The following is a 17,622-nucleotide window of genomic DNA, read 5'->3' as shown; positions in this document are numbered from 1 at the left end:
TTCCCCGCTGCTGCATGATCCCGGGACCTTATGAGTGGCCCCCGAACTCGGAACCGCCGTGCGTGCTGACGGCGATACTGTGCGTGGCTACGCTCTGCGTGGTGGTGCTGCTGCTGGCGACGCTCAGCGCGGTCGCCGGCGCGCTGTCCAGCGTGTAGGCGTGGATGTAGTCGATCTTCATCTGAGCCGGCGTCGCCAGATGGTCCGGCGGCGCGCCGGCCTGACCGCCGACCGCGAGATCGACCAGCATGTACATCGGCTTGTTCATGTCGGACGGCGTCGCCGCCTCCGCGACCTGCACGCCGTCATAGGTCCACACCAGCTTGTCCGGCGTCCACAAGAGGCCATAGGTGTGGAAACCTGCGGTATCCATGACATTCACCGTGGACCCGACCGTGGTGTGCGTCCCGGTCTGAAGCGTATGCGCGGTCATCAGCAGCGAATTCGGGCTCTGGCCGTACATCTCCACGACGTCCAGCTCCGGCGGCCACGAGCCGTCCTCGGGCAGCAGCCAGAAGGCCGGCCAGGCGCCGGCGTTCTCCGGCAGATCGGCGCGCATTTCGAAATAGCCGTAGGTCTGCGAGAAGGTGTCGTGGGTGGTCAGGATGCCGGAGGTGTATTCGTAATTGTTGATCAGCGGCTTGATGTCCGCCGGCGCCTGTGCCGCGGTGATGGTGAGCACGCCGTTGTTGACGCTGAACGGATGGACCGAGCTCGTCGGCGCGTAATTGGCGTCGATATACCACTGCAGCTCGTTGTTCCGGGTGAGCGTGCTGCCGTTCGGCGCGCCCCACCAGAAGTTGGTGTCCCAGGTGCCGCCTTGGCTGTTGTGAAGGTTCAGCGTGTTGAACTCGTCGCCGAAGGACAGCGTCATTGCGGACTTGTCGATCGGCAGCTCGAACTGGCTGGGCAGGAATTTGTCGACGGTGGTGTCCTTGAACTCGAGGATCTCGCCGGATCCGAGGTTCAGGATCACGTTCGATCCCGCCTGGACCATGTTCGAGTGAATGGCATCGAAGGAAGTGAACCCATAGCCATCGAGGCGGACGGTGTCGGTCGCGGCAAAATTGGCGATCAGGTCGCTTCCATTGCCCTTTGCGACGATGAAAGTGTCGTAACCGCCGCCGCCGTCGATCAGAACGTCATTGCCCTTGCCGCCGTCCAGCGTCTGATGGCCGGCCTTGGCCGTGATGATGTTGTCCAGGTCGTTTCCGAAGGCGAAGTTCTTGGCGTTGGTGACGATGAGGTTCTCGACGTTGGCGGGGAGCTTGTAGCTCATCCATGTGCTGATCGTGTCGATGCCTGCCCCATAACCCTCGGCCACCTTGTTGCCCGCGGCATAAAGGTAATAGATGTCATCGCCATAGCTGCCATGCATGGTGACGTTGACGCCGGAGGCTCCATAGAAGGTGTCGTTGCCGGAGGTGCCCCACAAGTCCGGCCCGGACCCTGATGCCGAGAACCAATGGGTGGACGTGCCGCTATAGGCAAGAGGAACGCCTACCGCGTTGACGATGGTGGTCATAGTCCGAACCCTCCGTGGAGCGTCATCTCACTTGAACCGGCCGATGCGCGTTTTCGACCGATCGCTGCGGATCAACTTATAATTCAGGTTATCGTTCCAAGGATTCGTCCTATAGTACAGACAAAAAATACATTTCAGCGATCAATTCTTTAAGCGGGATAGAATAAGGGAGTTCTAATGCAATCTAAGCGCGAGCCTTAGTAAATTTTACTCAATATTGCAAGAAACCCCTGCCGAAAGATTGGGCAGGCCGGCGCGGATGAATGCATTTATCGCGGCTCGGCGGTCTCATCCGAGCGACGGTTCGAATGAGCGGAGGGAGTCACCCTCTTGGGAAGAGGGCGCAAACAGCCGGTGTCAGCGGGCCATGAAGCATCCTTGGCCGATGGTATCCTCGTAACACTTCTCGGAGAAGCCGGGATGACTCTGCCGCAGCTTGCGGGCGGCCTCAGCACGCGTAGATCGCCCTGATAGTAGATCGTCGCCGACTTAGTAGGCATCCTGCAAAAGAGCCCTTGCCTTGCGGCATGCTTCGCTGATTTCGCCCCAGGAGTAACGGTGCCTCAGGATATCTAAATCTATCGGAGGCGGATGAGGAAGCGGGCCGAACCGCCGATGGAAATCATTGTAAGAAACAACTGCAAACGCAGCATCCAGAAGGTGGGCGACAATCGCCTCTCCAGCAATCCTGGCTCGCTCAGCGCTTCGAAGCTGTTCGACCCTCTCATCCATTTGGCCTCTCCAAGGCCGCATTTGAAATCAAACAGGCAATTGCGAACGGAGGCAAGGCTCCATTCAAGCGCTCAGTAGCCCCGCATCAATCCGCCATCGACACGGATATTCTCGCCGGTGATGTAGGCCGCGCCCTCGGAAGCGAGGAAGGAAATCGTCGCCGCCACTTCCTCCGATGTGCCGTAGCGCTTCATCGGCACGCTCTGGCGGCGCTCTTCCACGGCGGGCAGGCTGTCGATCCAGCCGGGCAGCACGTTGTTCATGCGGATGTTGTCGGCGGCATAGGTATCGGCGAAGATTTTGGTGAAGGCGGCGAGCCCGGCGCGCGCCACCGCCGAGGTCGGGAAGGCGACGCTCGGCTCGAACGCCCAGGCGGTCGAGATGTTGACGATGGCGCCCGACTTCTGTTTTTGCATCACCGGCGTCACCAGCCGGGTCGGGCGCACGACGTTGAGGAAATAGGTGTCGATGCCCTTGTGCCAGTCCTCGTCGCTGATCTCGATGATCTGCGCGCGCGGCCCGTGCCCGGCGCTGTTGACCAGGACGTCGATGCGGCCCCAGCGTTCGAGCGCGCCGTCGGTGAGACGCTTCAAATCCTCGTTCGACTGGTTGGAGCCGGTGACGCCGAAGCCACCCAGTTCGTTGCCCAGCGCCTCGCCCTTGCCGGAGGAGGACAGCACGCCGACCTTGAAGCCGTCCGCCGCCAGCCGCTTCGCCGCCGCCGCCCCCATGCCGCTGCCGCCCGCCGTCACCAGTGCTACTTTGTCCGCCATCTCTCTATCCATTCGTTGAGGCGGGGAGGCCGCCTGTTGATGAAGGCGCCTCTGTTAGCATGGAGCCGGGAAAGCACGAACCGGTTTGGATTGCGCCAAGGGCGGAGCGCGTTATCTCCCCCCTTGAGGGGGAGATGGCCGCAAAGCGGCCAGAGGGCGTCGCCGCGCGTGAAGCACCAGCGTCTTCTTGAAGTTGCAGGACAGGTTGGCGCTCTACGTGAGACGACCCCCTCTGTCGCCTTCGGCGACATCTCCCCCACAAGGGGGGAGATTAGCAGCTCCACCGCCTCAGACCTTGAACATGCTCATCAGCGCCTTCGACACCACCGCGCACCGGCCGGGCTTCACCGCGCCTGCTTCCAGCGGCACGCCCTTGCCGGCGACCACCGCCGGCTCGTACCAGGCGCGCAGGGCCTGGTCGCTGGCGCAATAGCCCCAGTTGACGAGGTCGACCGTTTCCTTGGCCCCGAGAAAATGCAGCGAGGTGCCGATATCGGCGGGCGCGGTGGCCGCGCTCCGCACGAAGGTCGGTTCGGTCGCGTCCGGCTTGCTGGCGATAGACCAGTAGACGCCGCGGGTGGCCGCGTTCTCGAGCCTTGTGCGATCGTTGGGGGAGGCTTTTTCGTCGGCGTCCTTCGCCGCCTGGAAACGGGCGCTGAGATCGCGCCGCCTGAGCGAGCGGACCTGGTTGTCGGTGGTGTCGAGCACGCGCTTCAACTGCGAGAACCAGTTCCAGTAGCCGCGTCTGGATTCGCTCCACGGCGCGCCGGCGTCGCTGACCAAAAGCCAGCGGCAGCGTTTCAGCGCCGGCTCGATGCCGTGATTGTCGTAGACGCCGCCATCGGTGAGCACGGCGCGGCGCGCCTTGCCGATCCGCGGTCCTACCGTGGGGTCCAGCTTCTTGTCTTCCCATTGGGAGGGAACGAGGCCCAGTCTCAGCGGCGACAGGAACGGCGGAAAGGCCGAGGACGCCGCGATCGCCGTCGCGACTGGAAGATCGGCATCCTCGGCCATGCCGATCCGGTAGTCGGCGATGTATCGGTTCGACATGCGAAACAGCGAGCCGGTGCCGAGATTGCTGGAGCAGAACACGAACCATGGACGGTCGACCAGGCTCTTCAGCATCGGCCTCGAGCCATCGAACAGATGCCGCTCATAGCAGGCGGCAACTTCGTGTGCCGCGCTGGAGAACGGGTTGAGGATGCCCTTGAGGGTCGAGGGGAAATCGAGGAAGACTTCCGAGAAGGCGAGGATCTTGTTGAGATAGACATCGAAATTGGCCGCGACACCGTCGTCGCCGACGCCCAGCCTCGGCCACATGACGGCGAGCAGGCCGGCGGCGATCGATCCTCCGGAGACCGAGCTCACCATGTCGAGCTTGCCGAGCAGCCCGGCCTCGCTGAGCCGCGCGAGCACGCCGGCATGGAAGAGCATGGCACGGTAGCCGCCGCCCGAGAGGCAGAGGCCGAGGCCCTGGCGGGTTGCCATCTCCCCGTTCGCGGATAAGACCTCGACCGTATCCGGGCCCATCGTAGTCCCCCCTGCCTCCTCGCCGGCCGGCGAGCTTATGCGAACCAGTCGACGGTCACCTTGGTGCCCGAGCGCCGGCGCCCGTCCGGCGTGTCGTAGGCGACGAGCATACCCGGCCGGCCATCGAGCGCAAACGGGCAGAGGCCGAAGGTGCCGAAATTTCATTAGGGAACTGTGAAATAGATCACATGTTGTTGTCTTGAAAATCTGCGAGCATAATAAACCAAAGTATTACATACCGAAATTAGGTTGAATTAGGCGCTTTGGCCGTTTGCCGGCGAAATAGTTGTATGTTCGAAGAGAGCGCAAGGTAAGTAGAGAAGTATCGTTTGCTTGCCGTCGGAGGGGTGAGGCATGGGGAAGCTGATCAAGGCGCGTGCTTGGTGCAACGGCGAGGTCGCCTATCTGTCGTGGCAGGCCGACGGGCCGATCGCCGATTGCGTTGGTTTCATGATAACACGCGTACATGAGACGGGTCCGGACGCCGGGCAGCGCCGAATACTGCCCACGTGGATCGGTTTTACCGACCAATCCAATCCGGATTGGCTGGACCAGGACAGCTCGGTCTGGCCGATCCAGCAATATGAATGGCGCGACCTGACGCTGCGGCGTTCGCGCGACACGGCCAAGGTGCGCCCCATCGACTTCAGGGTCCACTACGAGATCACGCCCGTGGGCCTGGCGGGCCCGGGGCGCCCTGCGCTTCCGGCGTCGCCGACGGCGCCCTTTCTCGACGACAAGGGCAAACCTCGTTATCAGGGGCCGCAGCATCCATTGGCCAAGGTCGGTGATCCCATCGACACGCTGTCAATCGACGTCACGCATGACTACGCCGGCGTGCGTGCCACTTACACGAACGGCATACTGTCCACCCAAAATCTCCTGCAGCAGCTGGAGGCGGTCCAGGGAAACAAGCCCAAGAACGTTGCCGCCGGCCCGACCACCAAGATCACGCCCGGCCTGTTGGAGACGCTGCTGAAGCACATCCCGATCAAGGACGACGAGATCAGAACCTTTCTCACCGCCGATGTGCTGGGGTTCCTCCTGTCGATGATCGATCGCGCCGAAAAGAAAAGGGGCGCCGAACTCTACATGGCTCTTTATGAGTTGCATGATCCGGAACTCATCGAGCGCCTGACGAAGCTGACCAAGGCAGGCAAGGCACATGTTATCCTGTCGACGGCGGGCTCCACTGACCCGAACCCGCCGAAGACGCCGCCCGAGCAGAAGCAGCCTGTCGTCTGGGATACCGAGAACCATGCGGCGCGCGCCGGCCTGCACGGGGCCTCGGCCGCCAATGTGCAGGACAGGCTCTTCAACAACACGGCGCATATCGGTCACAACAAATTCGCCGTCTATGTGGAGAACGGCGTTGCGAAATCCGTCCTGACCGGCAGCACGAACTGGACCGAAACCGGCCTGTGCACGCAGTCCAACAACGCCATCATCATCGACGACAAGCAGGTAGCCGCACAATATCTGGCCTATTGGAAGCGCCTGCTCGAAGATCCGCAACCGGCCGGCCAGGAGCTCACCATCACCTACAAGAAAAAGCCGCTGACGGGCTTCGAAAAGAACAACGGCGTGCAGGGAGCCGCGCTCCGCGCCGCGAACGCAACGCCCGCCAAACCAGGTACTCTCGCCGGCGGCGCCAGCGTAGAAGTCCTGTTCTCGCCGAACACCAAGGCGAAGACGAAGAACGCCGATTCACCGACGCCCGTCGATCTCAGCCGGGTCTATTCGCTGATGGAGCACGCCAACCACGCGATCCTGTTCCTGGCTTTCCTGCCCGGCTACAACGGCGTCCAGAACATCATCGGCGAGGCGGCGAAGCTTGCCGCCGAGCGCCCGGAACTCCTGGTCCAGGGGGCGGTGAGCGACCCGAAGGCCCTGCCGCCGCGGGCCAGGGCCGGCGAGCCCACAACCTACACAGCGCCCGATGGAACGACGAAGAAACTGCCGCAGCCGGCGGTCTGGTGGCCGGGAGGCGATGCCAGCCGCATCGCGGTCATCCGCGCCGCCGCGGTCACAATGCAGACCGGGGACTTGCGGCCGGAACTTCTCTCGGCTGGCCATGCCATCATCCATGACAAGATCATCGTCATAGATCCGCTGGACGCCCAGGGTTGCACGGTGATCACCGGCAGCCACAACTTCGGCTACAAGGCCTCCTACCAGAACGACGAGAACCTGCTTGTCATTCGTGGCAACCAGCCGCTTGCGATTGCCTATGCGGTCCATGTCCTGGATGTCTATGATCACTATCTGATGCGGGCGAAACTCTCGGACAGGCTGCGCAAGTCGTTGCTTGAGACGGGAAAGCCGCCGGTCGCCAATTCGGGCGGGTTCCTGAGGACCACGGCCGACTGGCAGGCGCGCTGGTTCAAGCCGAATCCGATCCCGACCAGTCGCGACTATTTTCTGTCGTAAGGGGTAGTGAGCGACGGCGGCGGAGCGCAATCTCCCCCAAACAAGATGTACACATTTCCAAGCGGCTGGTCTTTGGCGATAGCGTGCATGGCGGCTTGGCGCATGCATTGTCTAATGTAGCGCTGCTCGACCCCCACTCCGTCTCGGCTTCGCCGAGCCACCTCTCCCCCGATCGACGGGGTAGAGGAAAGGCGCCAGGCTTTTTGCCGTCAATGCTCGTCCAGCAAGGCTCCCTTCCTTTCCCTCCGGAGGGGGGGAAAGGTGGCGCTGCGAAGCAGCGACGGATTGGGGGAACCACCTGGCAATCAAGCCTCAGCCCGATCAGTCACGCCAGTCACAGCGTAGCCAAACATGGGGGAGATTAGGCGCTCCGCCGCTTTATGGTTCGGCGCCGACCGCTCGCGATCGGCCTCTACTGATTGATCTCTGGCTCGACGAGTCTTGCCAGGTTCTTGAGCGATTCCTGCCAGCCGAGATAGCAGGCTTCGGCCGGAATGGCGTCCGGAATGCCGGCCTGGGTGATCTCCATCTCCGTGCCGACCGAGACCTTCTTCAGGCTCACGGTCACCTGCATCTCGCCGGGCAGGTTGGGATCGTCGAACTTGTCCGTGTAGCGCACGAGCTCGCCCGGGACGAGCTCGACATAGTCGCCGCCGAAGGAATGGCTCTCGCCCGTGGTGAAGTTGCGGAAGGACATTTTGAAATTGCCGCCGACCTTCCCCTCGAAATGATGGACGGTGCAGGTGAAGCCGTTCGGCGGAAGCCATTTCGCCAGCGCGTCCGCCTCGACGAAGGCGCGATAGACTTTCTCGGGCTTGGTAGCGAGGACGCGATGCAGGCGGACAGTGCTGGGCATATCGTTTCTCCTGTTGATTGCCGGTCTATGCTCCTATGACGAACGAGGCTTGGCCAGCCCGACATCGATGGAGAAGATTTTTGAAAGCGGTCGTGGACTTTGCATCTCTTCTTCCGGCAGTTCGCATAAAGAAGAGCGGCGACATCGCCATCGAGGAGGACCTGCATGGTGGAGCTTGATGACGGCCGCGCCCGGCTGGTCCTGGCGCCGGAAAACGGCGCCGCGATCACCCGCTACGACGCGCTGGTCATCGGCAGCGCGCCGGTCGCGCTGCTTAAGCCCGGGGACGGCACCGGCGCGTCCGGCTGCCAGCTCCTGGTGCCGTGGTCGAACCGCATTTCCGGTGGCGGTTTCACCTTCGACGGCCGCTTCCATGCCGTCCCGCCGAACGTGCCAGGCGAAGCATTTCCGATCCACGGCGACGGTTTCCAGAAACCGTGGCGGCTTGCCCGCCGCACCGACACCGAGGCGGAGCTGGTGCTCGAAGACGGCGCGATCGGGCCTTATCGTTATGCCGCATCGGTCGCCTATGCGCTGCGCGATGGGTCACTCGAGGCCAAGCTCACGGTGGAGAACCGCGCCGGCATGCGCTTGCCTTACGGTCTCGGCTTCCATCCCTGGTTCCCGCGTGGCGACACGACGCTGCTGCAGGCAAGGGCCAGGCGCGTCTGGCTTGAGGACGAGCGCCATTTGCCTGTCGGCGTCGTGCCGGTGCGCGAGCGTCCGGACTGGAATTTCGAGCGCCCCATTCCGCTGCCGCTGGAGTAGGTGAACAACGCCTTCGACGGCTGGGACCGCCGCGCCTCGATCACGCAGCTCGAGGATGGAATCAAGATTGCGCTGAGCGCCTCGCCGGAGCTTACCGTCTACATCCTCTATTCGCCGTCGCCCGACGCCGGCTTCTTCTGCTTCGAACCGGTCTCGCACCCGGTCGACGCGCATCACGGCGCAGGGCTGACGGCGCTGGATGATGGGGAGACGATGAGCGCCGGCATGATATTGGACTGGCAGATTGCGGAGACTGACTGAGCGCTGGCGGCGGAGCGTAATCTGCCCCTTGAGGGGATGGGCGCCGTCGGCGAAGGCGTAATTCTGGAAGCATTGGAGATTGGCGAAAGCGCCTAAGCTGCTGATCTTCCCCAAGTGGGGAGATGTCCGGCAGGACAGAGGCGTGCCAACCCTTCCTTCGTCATCCTAGGGCGGAGCAAGGAGCGAAGCGACGCGCGCAGACCCTAGGATCCATGCCGTGACCTGCGGGCGCCACAACGGTGCAGAACCCTCACCATCCGGCTCCGCGAAAGAGTTCAAACCATTCCGGATTGTTCTTCTCGATCAGTTCCACCTTCCATTGGCGTGGCCAGCGCTTCAGCGACTTCTCGCGCTGGATGGCGTCAGCGATGTCGAAGTGTTCCTCATACCAGACCAGACGTTGCACGCCGTAGCGGCTGGTGAAGCGCGAGCCCTGACCGGTCTTATGCTCGGGCATGCGACGTCCGAGATCATTGGTGACACCGATATAGATCGTGCCGCCCTTCTGGCTTGCGGTCATGTAGACGTAACCGGTCATGGATCGATGTTAGCTGGCACTGCTGCAAAGCGACCATTCTGCACAGTTGCATTCTATGGCCAACGTCACGGCATGGATCCTAGGGTCTGCGCGCGTCGCTTCGCTCCTTGCTCCGCCCTAGGATGACGAAGACGATGGGCGGCGCTCCTAAGCCCTCTGCCCTGCCGGGCATCTCCCCCACAAGGGGGAAGATTGGACGTCACGTCAGCCTTCGCCAATCTCCAACATTGCAACGCCAGACGCGGGAGCAGCTCTCCTCACAGCTCCTTCTCCGCCAGTTCCCTGAATTCATCCGGCACCGAGCGTGCTGCTTCCAGCGCCGCGGCGCCGTAGCCGACAGCCTCCTTGCCGAAGCGCTGGCGGATCTTGTCGACGGCGCGGTCGGCGCCGAAGCGGGCGAGCCCCTGCCGGCTTCCGGGCTTCAGCTTCTCGTCCGCCAGGCCGAGCGGCAGTTCGAGCTGCAGCGCGGCACTTTCTTCCAGATGCGAGACCGAGATCGCGAGCAGCGAGATCTCCTTCTCGTGTCGGTTGGCGGCGAGCACGCCGCGCACCAGTTCCTCGGCGATTTCGGCGAGCATCGTGGTGGCCTGGATCGGCTGTTCCAGCGTCACCGAGCGGGTGACCGCGCGCAGGTCGGCGAAGCGCACGCGCACCGTTACCGTGCGGCCCGGCCGGTCCTTGGCGCGCAGGCGGCTGGCGACGCGGTCGGCGAGATGCAAGAGCGTCGGCACGAAGACACGCGGCAGCGCGGGCTTGCGGCCAAGCGCCGACTGCGCGCCGGCGGAATGCGCGCGGCGATGCGTCTCCAACCGGCGCGGGTCGCGGTTCCAGGCGAGCGCCGCAAGCTTCTGGCCGGCGGCATGGCCGATCAGCCGCTCCAGCGCGCCGCTATGGGTGCGCGCCAGTTGGCCGATGGTCTCGACGCCGATCTCGGCGAGCCTGGCCTTGGTCGCCGGGCCGACGCCCCACATCAGCGACACCGGCAGATCGTGCAGGAAGGCGAGCTCGGTGCCGGGCTCGACCACCACCAGCCCATCGGGCTTCGCCACCTGCGACGCGATCTTGGCGAGATGCTTCGTTCGCGCCACGCCGATCGAGATCGGCAGGCCGAGCTCGGCCTTCACGCGGCTGCGGATTCTTCTGGCAATCTCCTCCGGCGGCCCGAACAGGTGCGTGCAGCCGGCCACATCGGCAAAGGCCTCGTCGATCGAGATGCGCTCGACCAGCGGCGTGAAATCGTCGAGCACCTTGATCGCGGCGTCGCCGAGGCGCTGGTATTCGCTGAAGCGGCCGCCGACGAAGATCAGCTGCGGGCAAAGCTCGCGCGCCTTGCGGCCGGGCATGCCGCCGCGCACGCCAAAAACCTTCGCCTCATAGGAGGCGGCCAGCACCACGCCGCCGCCGACCGCGATCGGCTTGCCGCGCAGCGACGGATCGAGCAGCTGCTCGACCGAGGCGTAGAAGGCGTCGAGGTCGGCATGCAGGATGGTGGCGGCTGAAGCGACGTTCGTGGCGGGCATCGCGCTCCGTCCCCATTTGTGCGGCGTTGCAGCATTAGCAGCGTCTATCGTAAGGGAGATTTGGCGAACATAAAGAGAACAAAAGGCGCCTTGTGTCAACCTGCCACGCTGAAATCTGCAACCTTGCACAGTATCGCACAACCGGAGCGTTTGCTGGCGGCGATCTCTGGCCCGAAGTCGCCCCGCGGCGCCCCTGCGACGGTTCCTTTCTGTTCTCCCCATGTTCGAAATAGAAGCCGCTTCTAATATGAGTTTGTTCACGGCCTTTTGGATTAGGGTGCTTGGCGGAAAGAGGTAGGAACTTCCGCTACGGTTTTTGGATGATCCGCCTGCGCATATACTCTTTACGCGCGAGCATGGCCCCATGCTGCAAAATTGGCAGCGGCTGGTGGGCTTTTGCTGGCAAATCTCGGCGGTGCGCGGCGCTTGAGGCGCGCCCCTTTAAAGCAATTCCGGGAAAGGTGTGAGCGGCTTTCCGCCCGGAATTGCGTCAAAACAAAGAGTCAAAGCAATTCCAGGAAAGGTGTGAGCGGCTTTCCGTCCGGAATTGCGTCAAAACAAAGAGATAGAGCGCTTCGCCGTTTCCGTGAAACGGTGAAGCTCTAGCGGCCCGACAGTCCGTTGGGGTGGGTAGGGTCACCGACCGCCGGGCCTAACCGACTGGTGCGAGTCGGCTAGGTACATCGTAATATTAGCGACCCTGCATCCAAACCCTGGCCGCACGTTTTCCCCTGTTTCTGGCCGACCGCCTTTCTGTCGCGTTCCAGGATGAGCTCGCTGGCTTGAGGAGCTTGGGTCTCGCCCGGCGAGTTTCTTGAATATGACGTCGGCACGGCCCTTGCCGAACAAAAAAGACCCGACTTGCAGGCCATGCCGCGGAAGGATCGCGCAAAGGCACCTGCAGGTCGGGCCTCACCCAAAGCCCCCGCCGACGTGGGTGATAACCATATATCACCCCAGCAGCCCGACAGGCCGCATCAATTAACGTTAGCAGTCGCTAAACGGTCGTCGGGTGTGGCAAATCTGCATCGATTGATATGATACTCTGCGGCAATGCCATGCCGCCGGCCGCGGCGTCAACGCCTGCAATTCACGAACCATGCCGTAAACTCCGGATGAGAGGCGACGGAGACCACGACGCGGGAGCGGCCCGGCGCTCTGGCGGGGTAGGCCAGCATGCGCCGGGCCTGACCGGCGGGGGCTCGGAAGAAAAACACGGCGCCGGCTGATGAGAAATATACGCTCCTGCTAAGATATCGATATGCATCCAAAAGGACGAAGCCGGGCAAGCTCGGCCATGGTCCGTCCGCCAGAAAAAGTGCCGCCACCGCGGCCATGCCGCCTGCCAGCGCCAAGCAAGCTGTGCCGGCCTTCGCCTCGAATGCCGCCCGAATTCAACGTGCCGCGCTTATGCCGGCTTGGCGTATTGTTCTGCGCTGAGCACCTCGATGCACTGGAACGGCTGATTGCCTTCCACCCAGGCGTCATGGCCGGGCGGAATGGTGTAGGACGTGCCGGCCTCGAAGGTCTTTTGCGTGCCGTCGTTCATGCGCACGGTGATCGTCCCGGACACGACATAGCCGACATGCGAGACTTGGCAGCTTTCGGTCTTGACCACCGGCTTCACGCATTCGGACCATTTCCAGCCCGGCTGCATGTTCATCCGCCCGAGCGTGAAGCCCGGCAGCCGCACGATTTCGACGCGCGTCTTGGCGGGCGAGCGGACCTCGTCGGGATTGTTGTGCGACTTGGATTCGAGTTTGGTGACGTTCATTGCAGCTTCGGCCATGGCATCCTCCCATTTCCAAGGATTGCAAGCGCAGCCTGGACGCGATCGTCGGCGACCGCTGCCGGATTCATACGCCTTTCAATGAGTGATTGCTAATGTAATTGCGGGCGGGCCGGTTGCAGCCCGGAAAAAAGAGCCCGCGCCTTCCGACGCGGGCAGGTGCTGGAGTAGCCTCCCAGTCAACGTGTTCTCCTGGCAACTGGTTGCGCATCGGGGCTACGGTCCCATGGTGCCGGTCGGACTGAAGTCGCACCTCGCAACGCAGAGGCCCGAACGGCCGGATTTCTGGAAACAAGTGCGCGGGCAATTCATTGCCTCACAGGCCGTCGAACAATGTCCCTTCATCGGCGACCAAGAGTGGAGTGCCCGCCATTTCCTGCGATGTGGCGGGCAGTTCCCATCCCTCCAGGAGATGCCTATGCAGCTCGGCGAGATGATCGCGAACCTATTCGCAGCACTCTTGCTGGCGGCACTGATCACCGGCATCTTCCTGCTTTTCGGCAGGCCGCTATGGCCCGCCCGTGAGGCGCAGATGGTCGTACTGCTTCCGGTCGATCCGACGACCGCTGGATCGGTGCGCGGCGTCTGCTTCGACCCATGCCTGCCGCCCCGCTTCGATCTCAAGCTTGCACCACAAAGGCCGCCGTCGGATTCGTGAGCGGGGGACACTCAAGGCGGAACCTCGCCGCCCGCCACGCCGTTGATTCCCGCGAAGGGATGCTGTGGGCGGAGGCCACCATGGATAGCTTCGAACTCATCGATCTCCTCTGCGTCGTCGACGCCTGCGCGAGCGATCGCGCGGCCGGACGCCTCATCTCGATGTCGAAAGCCGTCGAGGAACTGCGCGTGCTGACCGGCGACTTCGTCTCGTCCGACGAAGCCGCCGCGAATGCCTTGAGCCAGGTGGCGCTGGAGCGCGGCTGCACGGTGCTGTTCGACGAACAGCCGGGCGCGGATATCGTGCCGGAGCCTTGAAATCGCCGATCGCCGGCAGCGGTTCGCTTCACCGCACCGGCTTGGTCGCTGCTGCGTAAGTTCGATGCGCCTTGCGTCGCATGCGCGGATGGACCGTTGCCGGCTCCTATGCGCCTAAGGGAGCACGACCCTGAGAAGTACTTCTACCTCCTTCGGTTGTCTTGCTTTCCGCTCTCGCTCCTGCCCTTCATCGGCCAGTTCCGCGCTGCACGTTGACGCTAAAAAATGGAGGACCTTGCATGGTCCGTTTGGCGGCGGGGGAACGTTACCTCGAAGAGTCATATGACCTGGCTATGGCACGGCATGCCCCCGGTCGGAGCGTCGGCACAGACCACTCCAACCCTCATGGGAATAGTTGAGCCATGGACTACCCCAAGCTCTATCATTTGGACGGCCTCGTGCGGGCTGTCGGTTGGACAACGACGTTCTCGCTGCTGCTCCGTCGCGCCCTGGGGATCGGGCGGGCAATAAGAGTTCGCTGTCGGGGCCACGAACTGCTTCTGCGGCCGACCGACAGCGACTTGTTTGTTGTCTCCCAGGTGTTTGGGCATTGCGAATACGAAATTGGAAAACTGGGCCGCGACGCGCTTACCCGCCTTGCTGCTCAATGGAGGAAGGAGGGGCTCGTACCCATGATCGTCGACGCGGGCGCCAACGTCGGCTACTCATCGATTTTCCTTCGAGACGGCTATCCCGATGCCATCGTGATAGCTGTCGAACCGGACCGTCAGACCTTTGAAGCGTTGCAATTGAACTGTGCCGATCTGGACCGGATCGCACCGGTTCACGGCGCGCTTTGGAGCCATGACGGTGAGGTTGCACTCGTCAACAGCGAGGCTCCTTCCTGGGCGCGGGCCGTATCGGATGGACAAGGCGTTCGGTCGATCACCCTCAAGAGGCTTCTTGCCGAATTTCCCAGGGCGAAATTGTTGATGTTGAAAATGGACATCGAAGGCGCCGAACTGGAGGCAACGCGAGACGGCAATATCCTGAAGGGTGCGCCTTGCGTCATCGTCGAACCGCACGACTTCATGTTCCCCGGCAGAGGTTGCCTCACCCATGTGTATTCATGGTTGACGATGAGCGGAAGGAGAATCGACAGCCTGGTGAACGGCGAAAACCTGATATTCCTGGACTCTGAAATGCTTGCCGCTGAAGCCAATCGAGGAGCGGGATTGGCCGGCGCTACTTCACCAGTGTGATCATCCTGCCGGCATACATTTCGCGGTTGCCGAGCTCGGCCGCGCAGTCCGACTTCACTGCCGAGTTCCCCGTTATATCGACGGTTTTGCCGACCAGCCGCAGGCAGCTGCCCTGCGAGCTCATGTCCGAATTGCCGGCATAGGTGATGGCCGCGTCGGGGGCGTAGATGAAGCCGCTCACCACGGAACCCGCTCCGCCGTTCAGCGTCAGCGCCTGCGTGTTGCCGTGGTCCTGGAAGATCGTGATGCCGGCATAGGGGCCGCTGGTGGTCGGCGAGAGGTTCACCGTCTCGTTGGCGTTGATATAGAGCTGCGAGTTCTCCATCAGGAAGATCGTCACGCCCTGGCCGGTCAGGCTGCCGTTGCCGCCGGGTTTTATGGTGACGTTGCGCAGGACGTAGATGCCCGGATTGAGCGTGATCTTTCCCGACCAGGTCTTGTCGCAATAGGTGCCTTGCGAGAGCGTGACCGTCTTGCCGTTGGGCATCGGCTGGCAGAGCCCGTAGGCGGGCGGGGTGACGTTGGCCAGCGGATCGAAGGACGCGTACTGGCTTTCCTGCGGCGTGCCGCAGGAAAGCGTGGCGTTGGGTGGCGTCAAGCCCGAGGTCGCGCCGACCGTCGAGACGCATCCGGCGCTGACGATCGCCGAGCCGCCCCGGCTGACGGCGTCGGCTGCGTCCGAGTTGGCGGCGATCACGCAGCCCTTCATGGCGACATTGGTGGATCCCTGCAGGCTGACGGCGGAACTCACATGCGGATCGAGCGCCAGCACGCAGGCCTGCGCCCCGGGCTTGATCTTGACGGAGGCGGAGCGCGTCGCCTGCCAGGCCGGCGTGCCGCTGACGAAGGCCGGCCGGCTGATGGCGGACGACAGCGAAATATAGTAGGCGCTCGGATCGCCGCTCGCCGTCGCCTGGAAGGCGGCGACGCTGCCCGAATATTCCCCGGCGTCGGCGGCGCTCATATTGGCCGCGAACAACGTCTGGCCGAGCTGCCGCACATCGTTCGCCGACATGCCCGCCTGGTATTTCGTGCCGATCGCAAGGCCGGCCGCGTCCAGCGAGTTCTGCAGCTGCGCGGCATCGTCGCTGGTACCCACCAGGTCGACGGCGCCAGCCACGGCAAGCATCAGCGGCACCACGGCGATCGCGGTCGTCAGCGCGAAATTGCCACGCTTCGAAGCCCAGAACCGTCCAATCATCGGAGCCGCCCTCACCGGAGATGGGACAGAGATACGACGGCCGTCTCTACGAGCGATTTCCGAAAAAGTTAAAATGCAGAAAGTCCTAAAATTGGTGGGTTTTCCGATGCTTAGCCTTAGGTCCTATAGGGGTTGGGCCTAAGGTCCTAGCGTTTGCACACAAGGTGCAGAAAAATGCCTCCAGGGGTCTGACCGGCGCAAGTCGAGCAAAAAAATTAGCCATTCGTTTATCGGCGGATGTTGAACGTGTTAGCCGGGATAGCTTGGGCGTGCTGGGCCATGGCGTCATTCAGTCGCATCTTGAGACACTTTGCCTTCCGTCGCCTGCGAAGCGGCGAGGGCGGCAACGTCGCGACCATCTTCGCGCTCACCCTGCCGGTCGTCGTCGGCGGGGCGGGGCTCGGCGTCGAGACCTCCTATTGGTACTATTCGAGCCTGAAGCTGCAGGCGACGGCCGACGCCGCCGCCTATGCCGGCGCTCTGGAGAAGATCCAGGGATCCGACACGGCGACGATTACGACGGCCGCCACGCAGTCGGCAACCGACAACGGGCTGGGCACCGGCACCATCGTCGTCCACACGCCTCCCACCTCGGGGCCGAACACGGCCAACAAGGCGGTCGAGGTGATTCTGAACCAGAACCTGGACCGGGTGTTCACCTCTATCTTCTCCCAGAGCAAGGTGCCGGAACAGGCGAGGGCGGTGGCGCTCATCACCGACGCCTCCAAGGCCTGCAACGTCGCGCTTAGTCAGTCGGCCTCGCAGGCGGTGCTCTATTCCGGCAGCACCACCGTCAAGCAGAACGGCTGCGTCACCATGGCGAATTCGATCGCCAGCGATGCCATCAAGGTGCAGGGTTCGGCGTCTCTGCAGACCGACTGCCTGATCTCGGCGGGCGGCGTCGTGCTGAACAATCCGGTGAGCATGGTCTGCAAGAGCCCGATCACCCAGGCCTTGCCTACGTCAGATCCGTTCTCCAGCCTGCCGGCGCCCGCAGCCTCGAACTCGTGCTCGAAAGTCAACGCGAACAAAACGTCGCAAATACTCACCCAGGGCACCTATTGCAACGGCATGAACCTAAGCGGCAATGTCACGCTTTCTCCCGGCATCTATGTCGTCCAGGGCAGCCTGAAGATCAACGCGGGCGCGGTCGTCTCCGGCAGCGGGGTTACCATCTACATGACCGGCAGCAACACCGTCAGCATGAACGGCAACGCCACCGTGACGCTCAGCGCGCAGACCTCGGGCATCTATTCGGGGGTGCTGTTCTATGGTGACAGGAATGGCACCAGCGCAAAAAGCAACTTCAACGGCACCGCGGACTCCTTGCTGACCGGCGCGATCTACTTCCCCAGGCAGGAGGTCGACTATCTCGGCAATTTCTCCGGCAAGAACGGCTGCACGCAGGTCGTCGCCGACACCATCCAGTGGTCGGGCAGTTCGACCATCAACCAGGACTGCTCGAGCCTCGGGATGAAGGACATACCGGCCGCCCCGTCGATTGCGATCGTCGAGTAGCCGC

At 62.9% G+C, this 17,622-nt stretch carries 16 protein-coding genes; 7 read left to right on the top strand and 9 right to left on the bottom strand.

Annotated features, from left to right (window positions below):
* Nucleotides 1–28: 28 nt before the first annotated feature.
* The 4 genes from QAZ47_RS24770 to QAZ47_RS24755 form a co-directional block, all read right to left on the bottom strand.
* Nucleotides 29–1,525 carry a family 16 glycosylhydrolase gene (locus QAZ47_RS24770; RefSeq protein WP_278231091.1) on the bottom strand — a complete coding sequence of 499 codons (1,497 nt, stop codon included), beginning with the start codon at nucleotides 1,523–1,525 and terminating at the stop codon, nucleotides 29–31.
* Nucleotides 1,526–2,014: 489 nt separating this feature from the next.
* On the bottom strand, nucleotides 2,015–2,257 hold the full coding sequence (locus QAZ47_RS24765; protein WP_278231090.1) for a hypothetical protein: 243 nt from the start codon (nucleotides 2,255–2,257) through the stop codon (nucleotides 2,015–2,017).
* Between the two features lie 71 nt (nucleotides 2,258–2,328).
* Nucleotides 2,329–3,030: an SDR family oxidoreductase gene (locus QAZ47_RS24760; RefSeq protein ID WP_278231089.1), complete on the bottom strand. Its 702-nt coding sequence runs from the start codon at nucleotides 3,028–3,030 to the stop codon at nucleotides 2,329–2,331.
* A gap of 288 nt (nucleotides 3,031–3,318) precedes the next feature.
* A complete protein-coding gene (locus tag QAZ47_RS24755) occupies nucleotides 3,319–4,518 on the bottom strand; it encodes a patatin-like phospholipase family protein (protein ID WP_278231088.1) in 1,200 nt (399 codons plus the stop codon).
* 396 nt (nucleotides 4,519–4,914) lie between these two features.
* On the opposite strand from QAZ47_RS24755, the gene QAZ47_RS24750 reads away from it, so the two are divergent.
* Nucleotides 4,915–6,990, top strand: a complete 2,076-nt coding sequence (locus tag QAZ47_RS24750) for a phospholipase D-like domain-containing protein (protein WP_278231087.1) — start codon at nucleotides 4,915–4,917, stop codon at nucleotides 6,988–6,990.
* Nucleotides 6,991–7,402: 412 nt separating this feature from the next.
* Here QAZ47_RS24750 and QAZ47_RS24745 read toward each other — a convergent pair whose 3' ends face one another.
* Complete coding sequence (locus tag QAZ47_RS24745) at nucleotides 7,403–7,846, bottom strand: SRPBCC family protein (RefSeq protein ID WP_278203381.1); 444 nt, start codon at nucleotides 7,844–7,846, stop codon at nucleotides 7,403–7,405.
* A gap of 165 nt (nucleotides 7,847–8,011) precedes the next feature.
* Between QAZ47_RS24745 and QAZ47_RS24740 the strand changes: the two genes are divergently transcribed.
* Nucleotides 8,012–8,614 (top strand): hypothetical protein, encoded by a 603-nt coding sequence (locus tag QAZ47_RS24740; protein WP_278231086.1) that lies wholly within the window; start codon nucleotides 8,012–8,014, stop codon nucleotides 8,612–8,614.
* Entirely contained in the window at nucleotides 8,615–8,875 is a 261-nt protein-coding gene (locus tag QAZ47_RS24735) for a hypothetical protein (protein WP_278231085.1), read from the top strand.
* A gap of 250 nt (nucleotides 8,876–9,125) precedes the next feature.
* Here QAZ47_RS24735 and QAZ47_RS24730 read toward each other — a convergent pair whose 3' ends face one another.
* From QAZ47_RS24730 to QAZ47_RS24720, 3 genes are all read right to left on the bottom strand, one after another.
* The gene (locus QAZ47_RS24730) at nucleotides 9,126–9,413 is read right to left on the bottom strand and encodes a GIY-YIG nuclease family protein (protein WP_278231084.1); all 288 of its coding nucleotides are present in this window, start codon (nucleotides 9,411–9,413) and stop codon (nucleotides 9,126–9,128) included.
* A gap of 257 nt (nucleotides 9,414–9,670) precedes the next feature.
* Nucleotides 9,671–10,933, bottom strand: coding sequence for a DNA polymerase IV (dinB, locus tag QAZ47_RS24725; protein WP_278231083.1), 1,263 nt, complete (start codon nucleotides 10,931–10,933; stop codon nucleotides 9,671–9,673).
* A 1,408-nt stretch (nucleotides 10,934–12,341) separates the two neighbouring features.
* Nucleotides 12,342–12,722 (bottom strand): cupin domain-containing protein, encoded by a 381-nt coding sequence (locus tag QAZ47_RS24720; RefSeq protein ID WP_278231082.1) that lies wholly within the window; start codon nucleotides 12,720–12,722, stop codon nucleotides 12,342–12,344.
* Nucleotides 12,723–13,140: 418 nt separating this feature from the next.
* Between QAZ47_RS24720 and QAZ47_RS24715 the strand changes: the two genes are divergently transcribed.
* The 3 genes from QAZ47_RS24715 to QAZ47_RS24705 all read left to right on the top strand — a co-directional run bounded on the left by QAZ47_RS24715 (nucleotide 13,141) and on the right by QAZ47_RS24705 (nucleotide 14,899).
* Complete coding sequence (locus tag QAZ47_RS24715) at nucleotides 13,141–13,380, top strand: polymerase (protein ID WP_278231081.1); 240 nt, start codon at nucleotides 13,141–13,143, stop codon at nucleotides 13,378–13,380.
* Between the two features lie 80 nt (nucleotides 13,381–13,460).
* Nucleotides 13,461–13,697 (top strand): hypothetical protein, encoded by a 237-nt coding sequence (locus QAZ47_RS24710; protein ID WP_278203376.1) that lies wholly within the window; start codon nucleotides 13,461–13,463, stop codon nucleotides 13,695–13,697.
* A 362-nt stretch (nucleotides 13,698–14,059) separates the two neighbouring features.
* Nucleotides 14,060–14,899 carry an FkbM family methyltransferase gene (locus tag QAZ47_RS24705; RefSeq protein ID WP_278203375.1) on the top strand — a complete coding sequence of 280 codons (840 nt, stop codon included), beginning with the start codon at nucleotides 14,060–14,062 and terminating at the stop codon, nucleotides 14,897–14,899.
* Here QAZ47_RS24705 and QAZ47_RS24700 read toward each other — a convergent pair.
* Complete coding sequence (locus tag QAZ47_RS24700) at nucleotides 14,883–16,100, bottom strand: TadE/TadG family type IV pilus assembly protein (protein ID WP_278231080.1); 1,218 nt, start codon at nucleotides 16,098–16,100, stop codon at nucleotides 14,883–14,885. The genes QAZ47_RS24705 and QAZ47_RS24700 overlap by 17 nt on opposite strands.
* 279 nt (nucleotides 16,101–16,379) lie before the next feature.
* Here QAZ47_RS24700 and QAZ47_RS24695 point away from each other — a divergent pair, with 279 nt between their 5' ends.
* Entirely contained in the window at nucleotides 16,380–17,618 is a 1,239-nt protein-coding gene (locus tag QAZ47_RS24695) for a pilus assembly protein TadG-related protein (protein WP_278231079.1), read from the top strand.
* Nucleotides 17,619–17,622: the final 4 nt, after the last annotated feature.

Source organism: Mesorhizobium sp. WSM4904 (genome assembly GCF_029674545.1).
In the GTDB taxonomy this organism is placed as follows: Bacteria; Pseudomonadota; Alphaproteobacteria; order Rhizobiales; family Rhizobiaceae; genus Mesorhizobium.
Note: the sequence above shows the minus strand (reverse complement) of the source record. Positions and strands in the feature narration are given on the sequence as shown.

Excerpts from the sequence above, each read along its gene's own strand:
- QAZ47_RS24730 (WP_278231084.1), bottom strand. The coding sequence starts at position 9,413 with ATGACCGGTTACGTCTACATGACCGCAAGCCAGAAGGGCGGCACGATC.
- QAZ47_RS24695 (WP_278231079.1), top strand. The coding sequence starts at position 16,380 with ATGGCGTCATTCAGTCGCATCTTGAGACACTTTGCCTTCCGTCGCCTG.
- QAZ47_RS24745 (WP_278203381.1), bottom strand. The coding sequence starts at position 7,846 with ATGCCCAGCACTGTCCGCCTGCATCGCGTCCTCGCTACCAAGCCCGAG.
- QAZ47_RS24770 (WP_278231091.1), bottom strand. The coding sequence starts at position 1,525 with ATGACCACCATCGTCAACGCGGTAGGCGTTCCTCTTGCCTATAGCGGC.
- QAZ47_RS24700 (WP_278231080.1), bottom strand. The coding sequence starts at position 16,100 with ATGATTGGACGGTTCTGGGCTTCGAAGCGTGGCAATTTCGCGCTGACG.
- QAZ47_RS24765 (WP_278231090.1), bottom strand. The coding sequence starts at position 2,257 with ATGGATGAGAGGGTCGAACAGCTTCGAAGCGCTGAGCGAGCCAGGATT.
- QAZ47_RS24750 (WP_278231087.1), top strand. The coding sequence starts at position 4,915 with ATGGGGAAGCTGATCAAGGCGCGTGCTTGGTGCAACGGCGAGGTCGCC.
- QAZ47_RS24760 (WP_278231089.1), bottom strand. The coding sequence starts at position 3,030 with ATGGCGGACAAAGTAGCACTGGTGACGGCGGGCGGCAGCGGCATGGGG.
- QAZ47_RS24755 (WP_278231088.1), bottom strand. The coding sequence starts at position 4,518 with ATGGCAACCCGCCAGGGCCTCGGCCTCTGCCTCTCGGGCGGCGGCTAC.
- QAZ47_RS24705 (WP_278203375.1), top strand. The coding sequence starts at position 14,060 with ATGGACTACCCCAAGCTCTATCATTTGGACGGCCTCGTGCGGGCTGTC.
- QAZ47_RS24740 (WP_278231086.1), top strand. The coding sequence starts at position 8,012 with ATGGTGGAGCTTGATGACGGCCGCGCCCGGCTGGTCCTGGCGCCGGAA.
- QAZ47_RS24715 (WP_278231081.1), top strand. The coding sequence starts at position 13,141 with ATGCAGCTCGGCGAGATGATCGCGAACCTATTCGCAGCACTCTTGCTG.
- dinB (WP_278231083.1), bottom strand. The coding sequence starts at position 10,933 with ATGCCCGCCACGAACGTCGCTTCAGCCGCCACCATCCTGCATGCCGAC.
- QAZ47_RS24710 (WP_278203376.1), top strand. The coding sequence starts at position 13,461 with ATGGATAGCTTCGAACTCATCGATCTCCTCTGCGTCGTCGACGCCTGC.
- QAZ47_RS24720 (WP_278231082.1), bottom strand. The coding sequence starts at position 12,722 with ATGGCCGAAGCTGCAATGAACGTCACCAAACTCGAATCCAAGTCGCAC.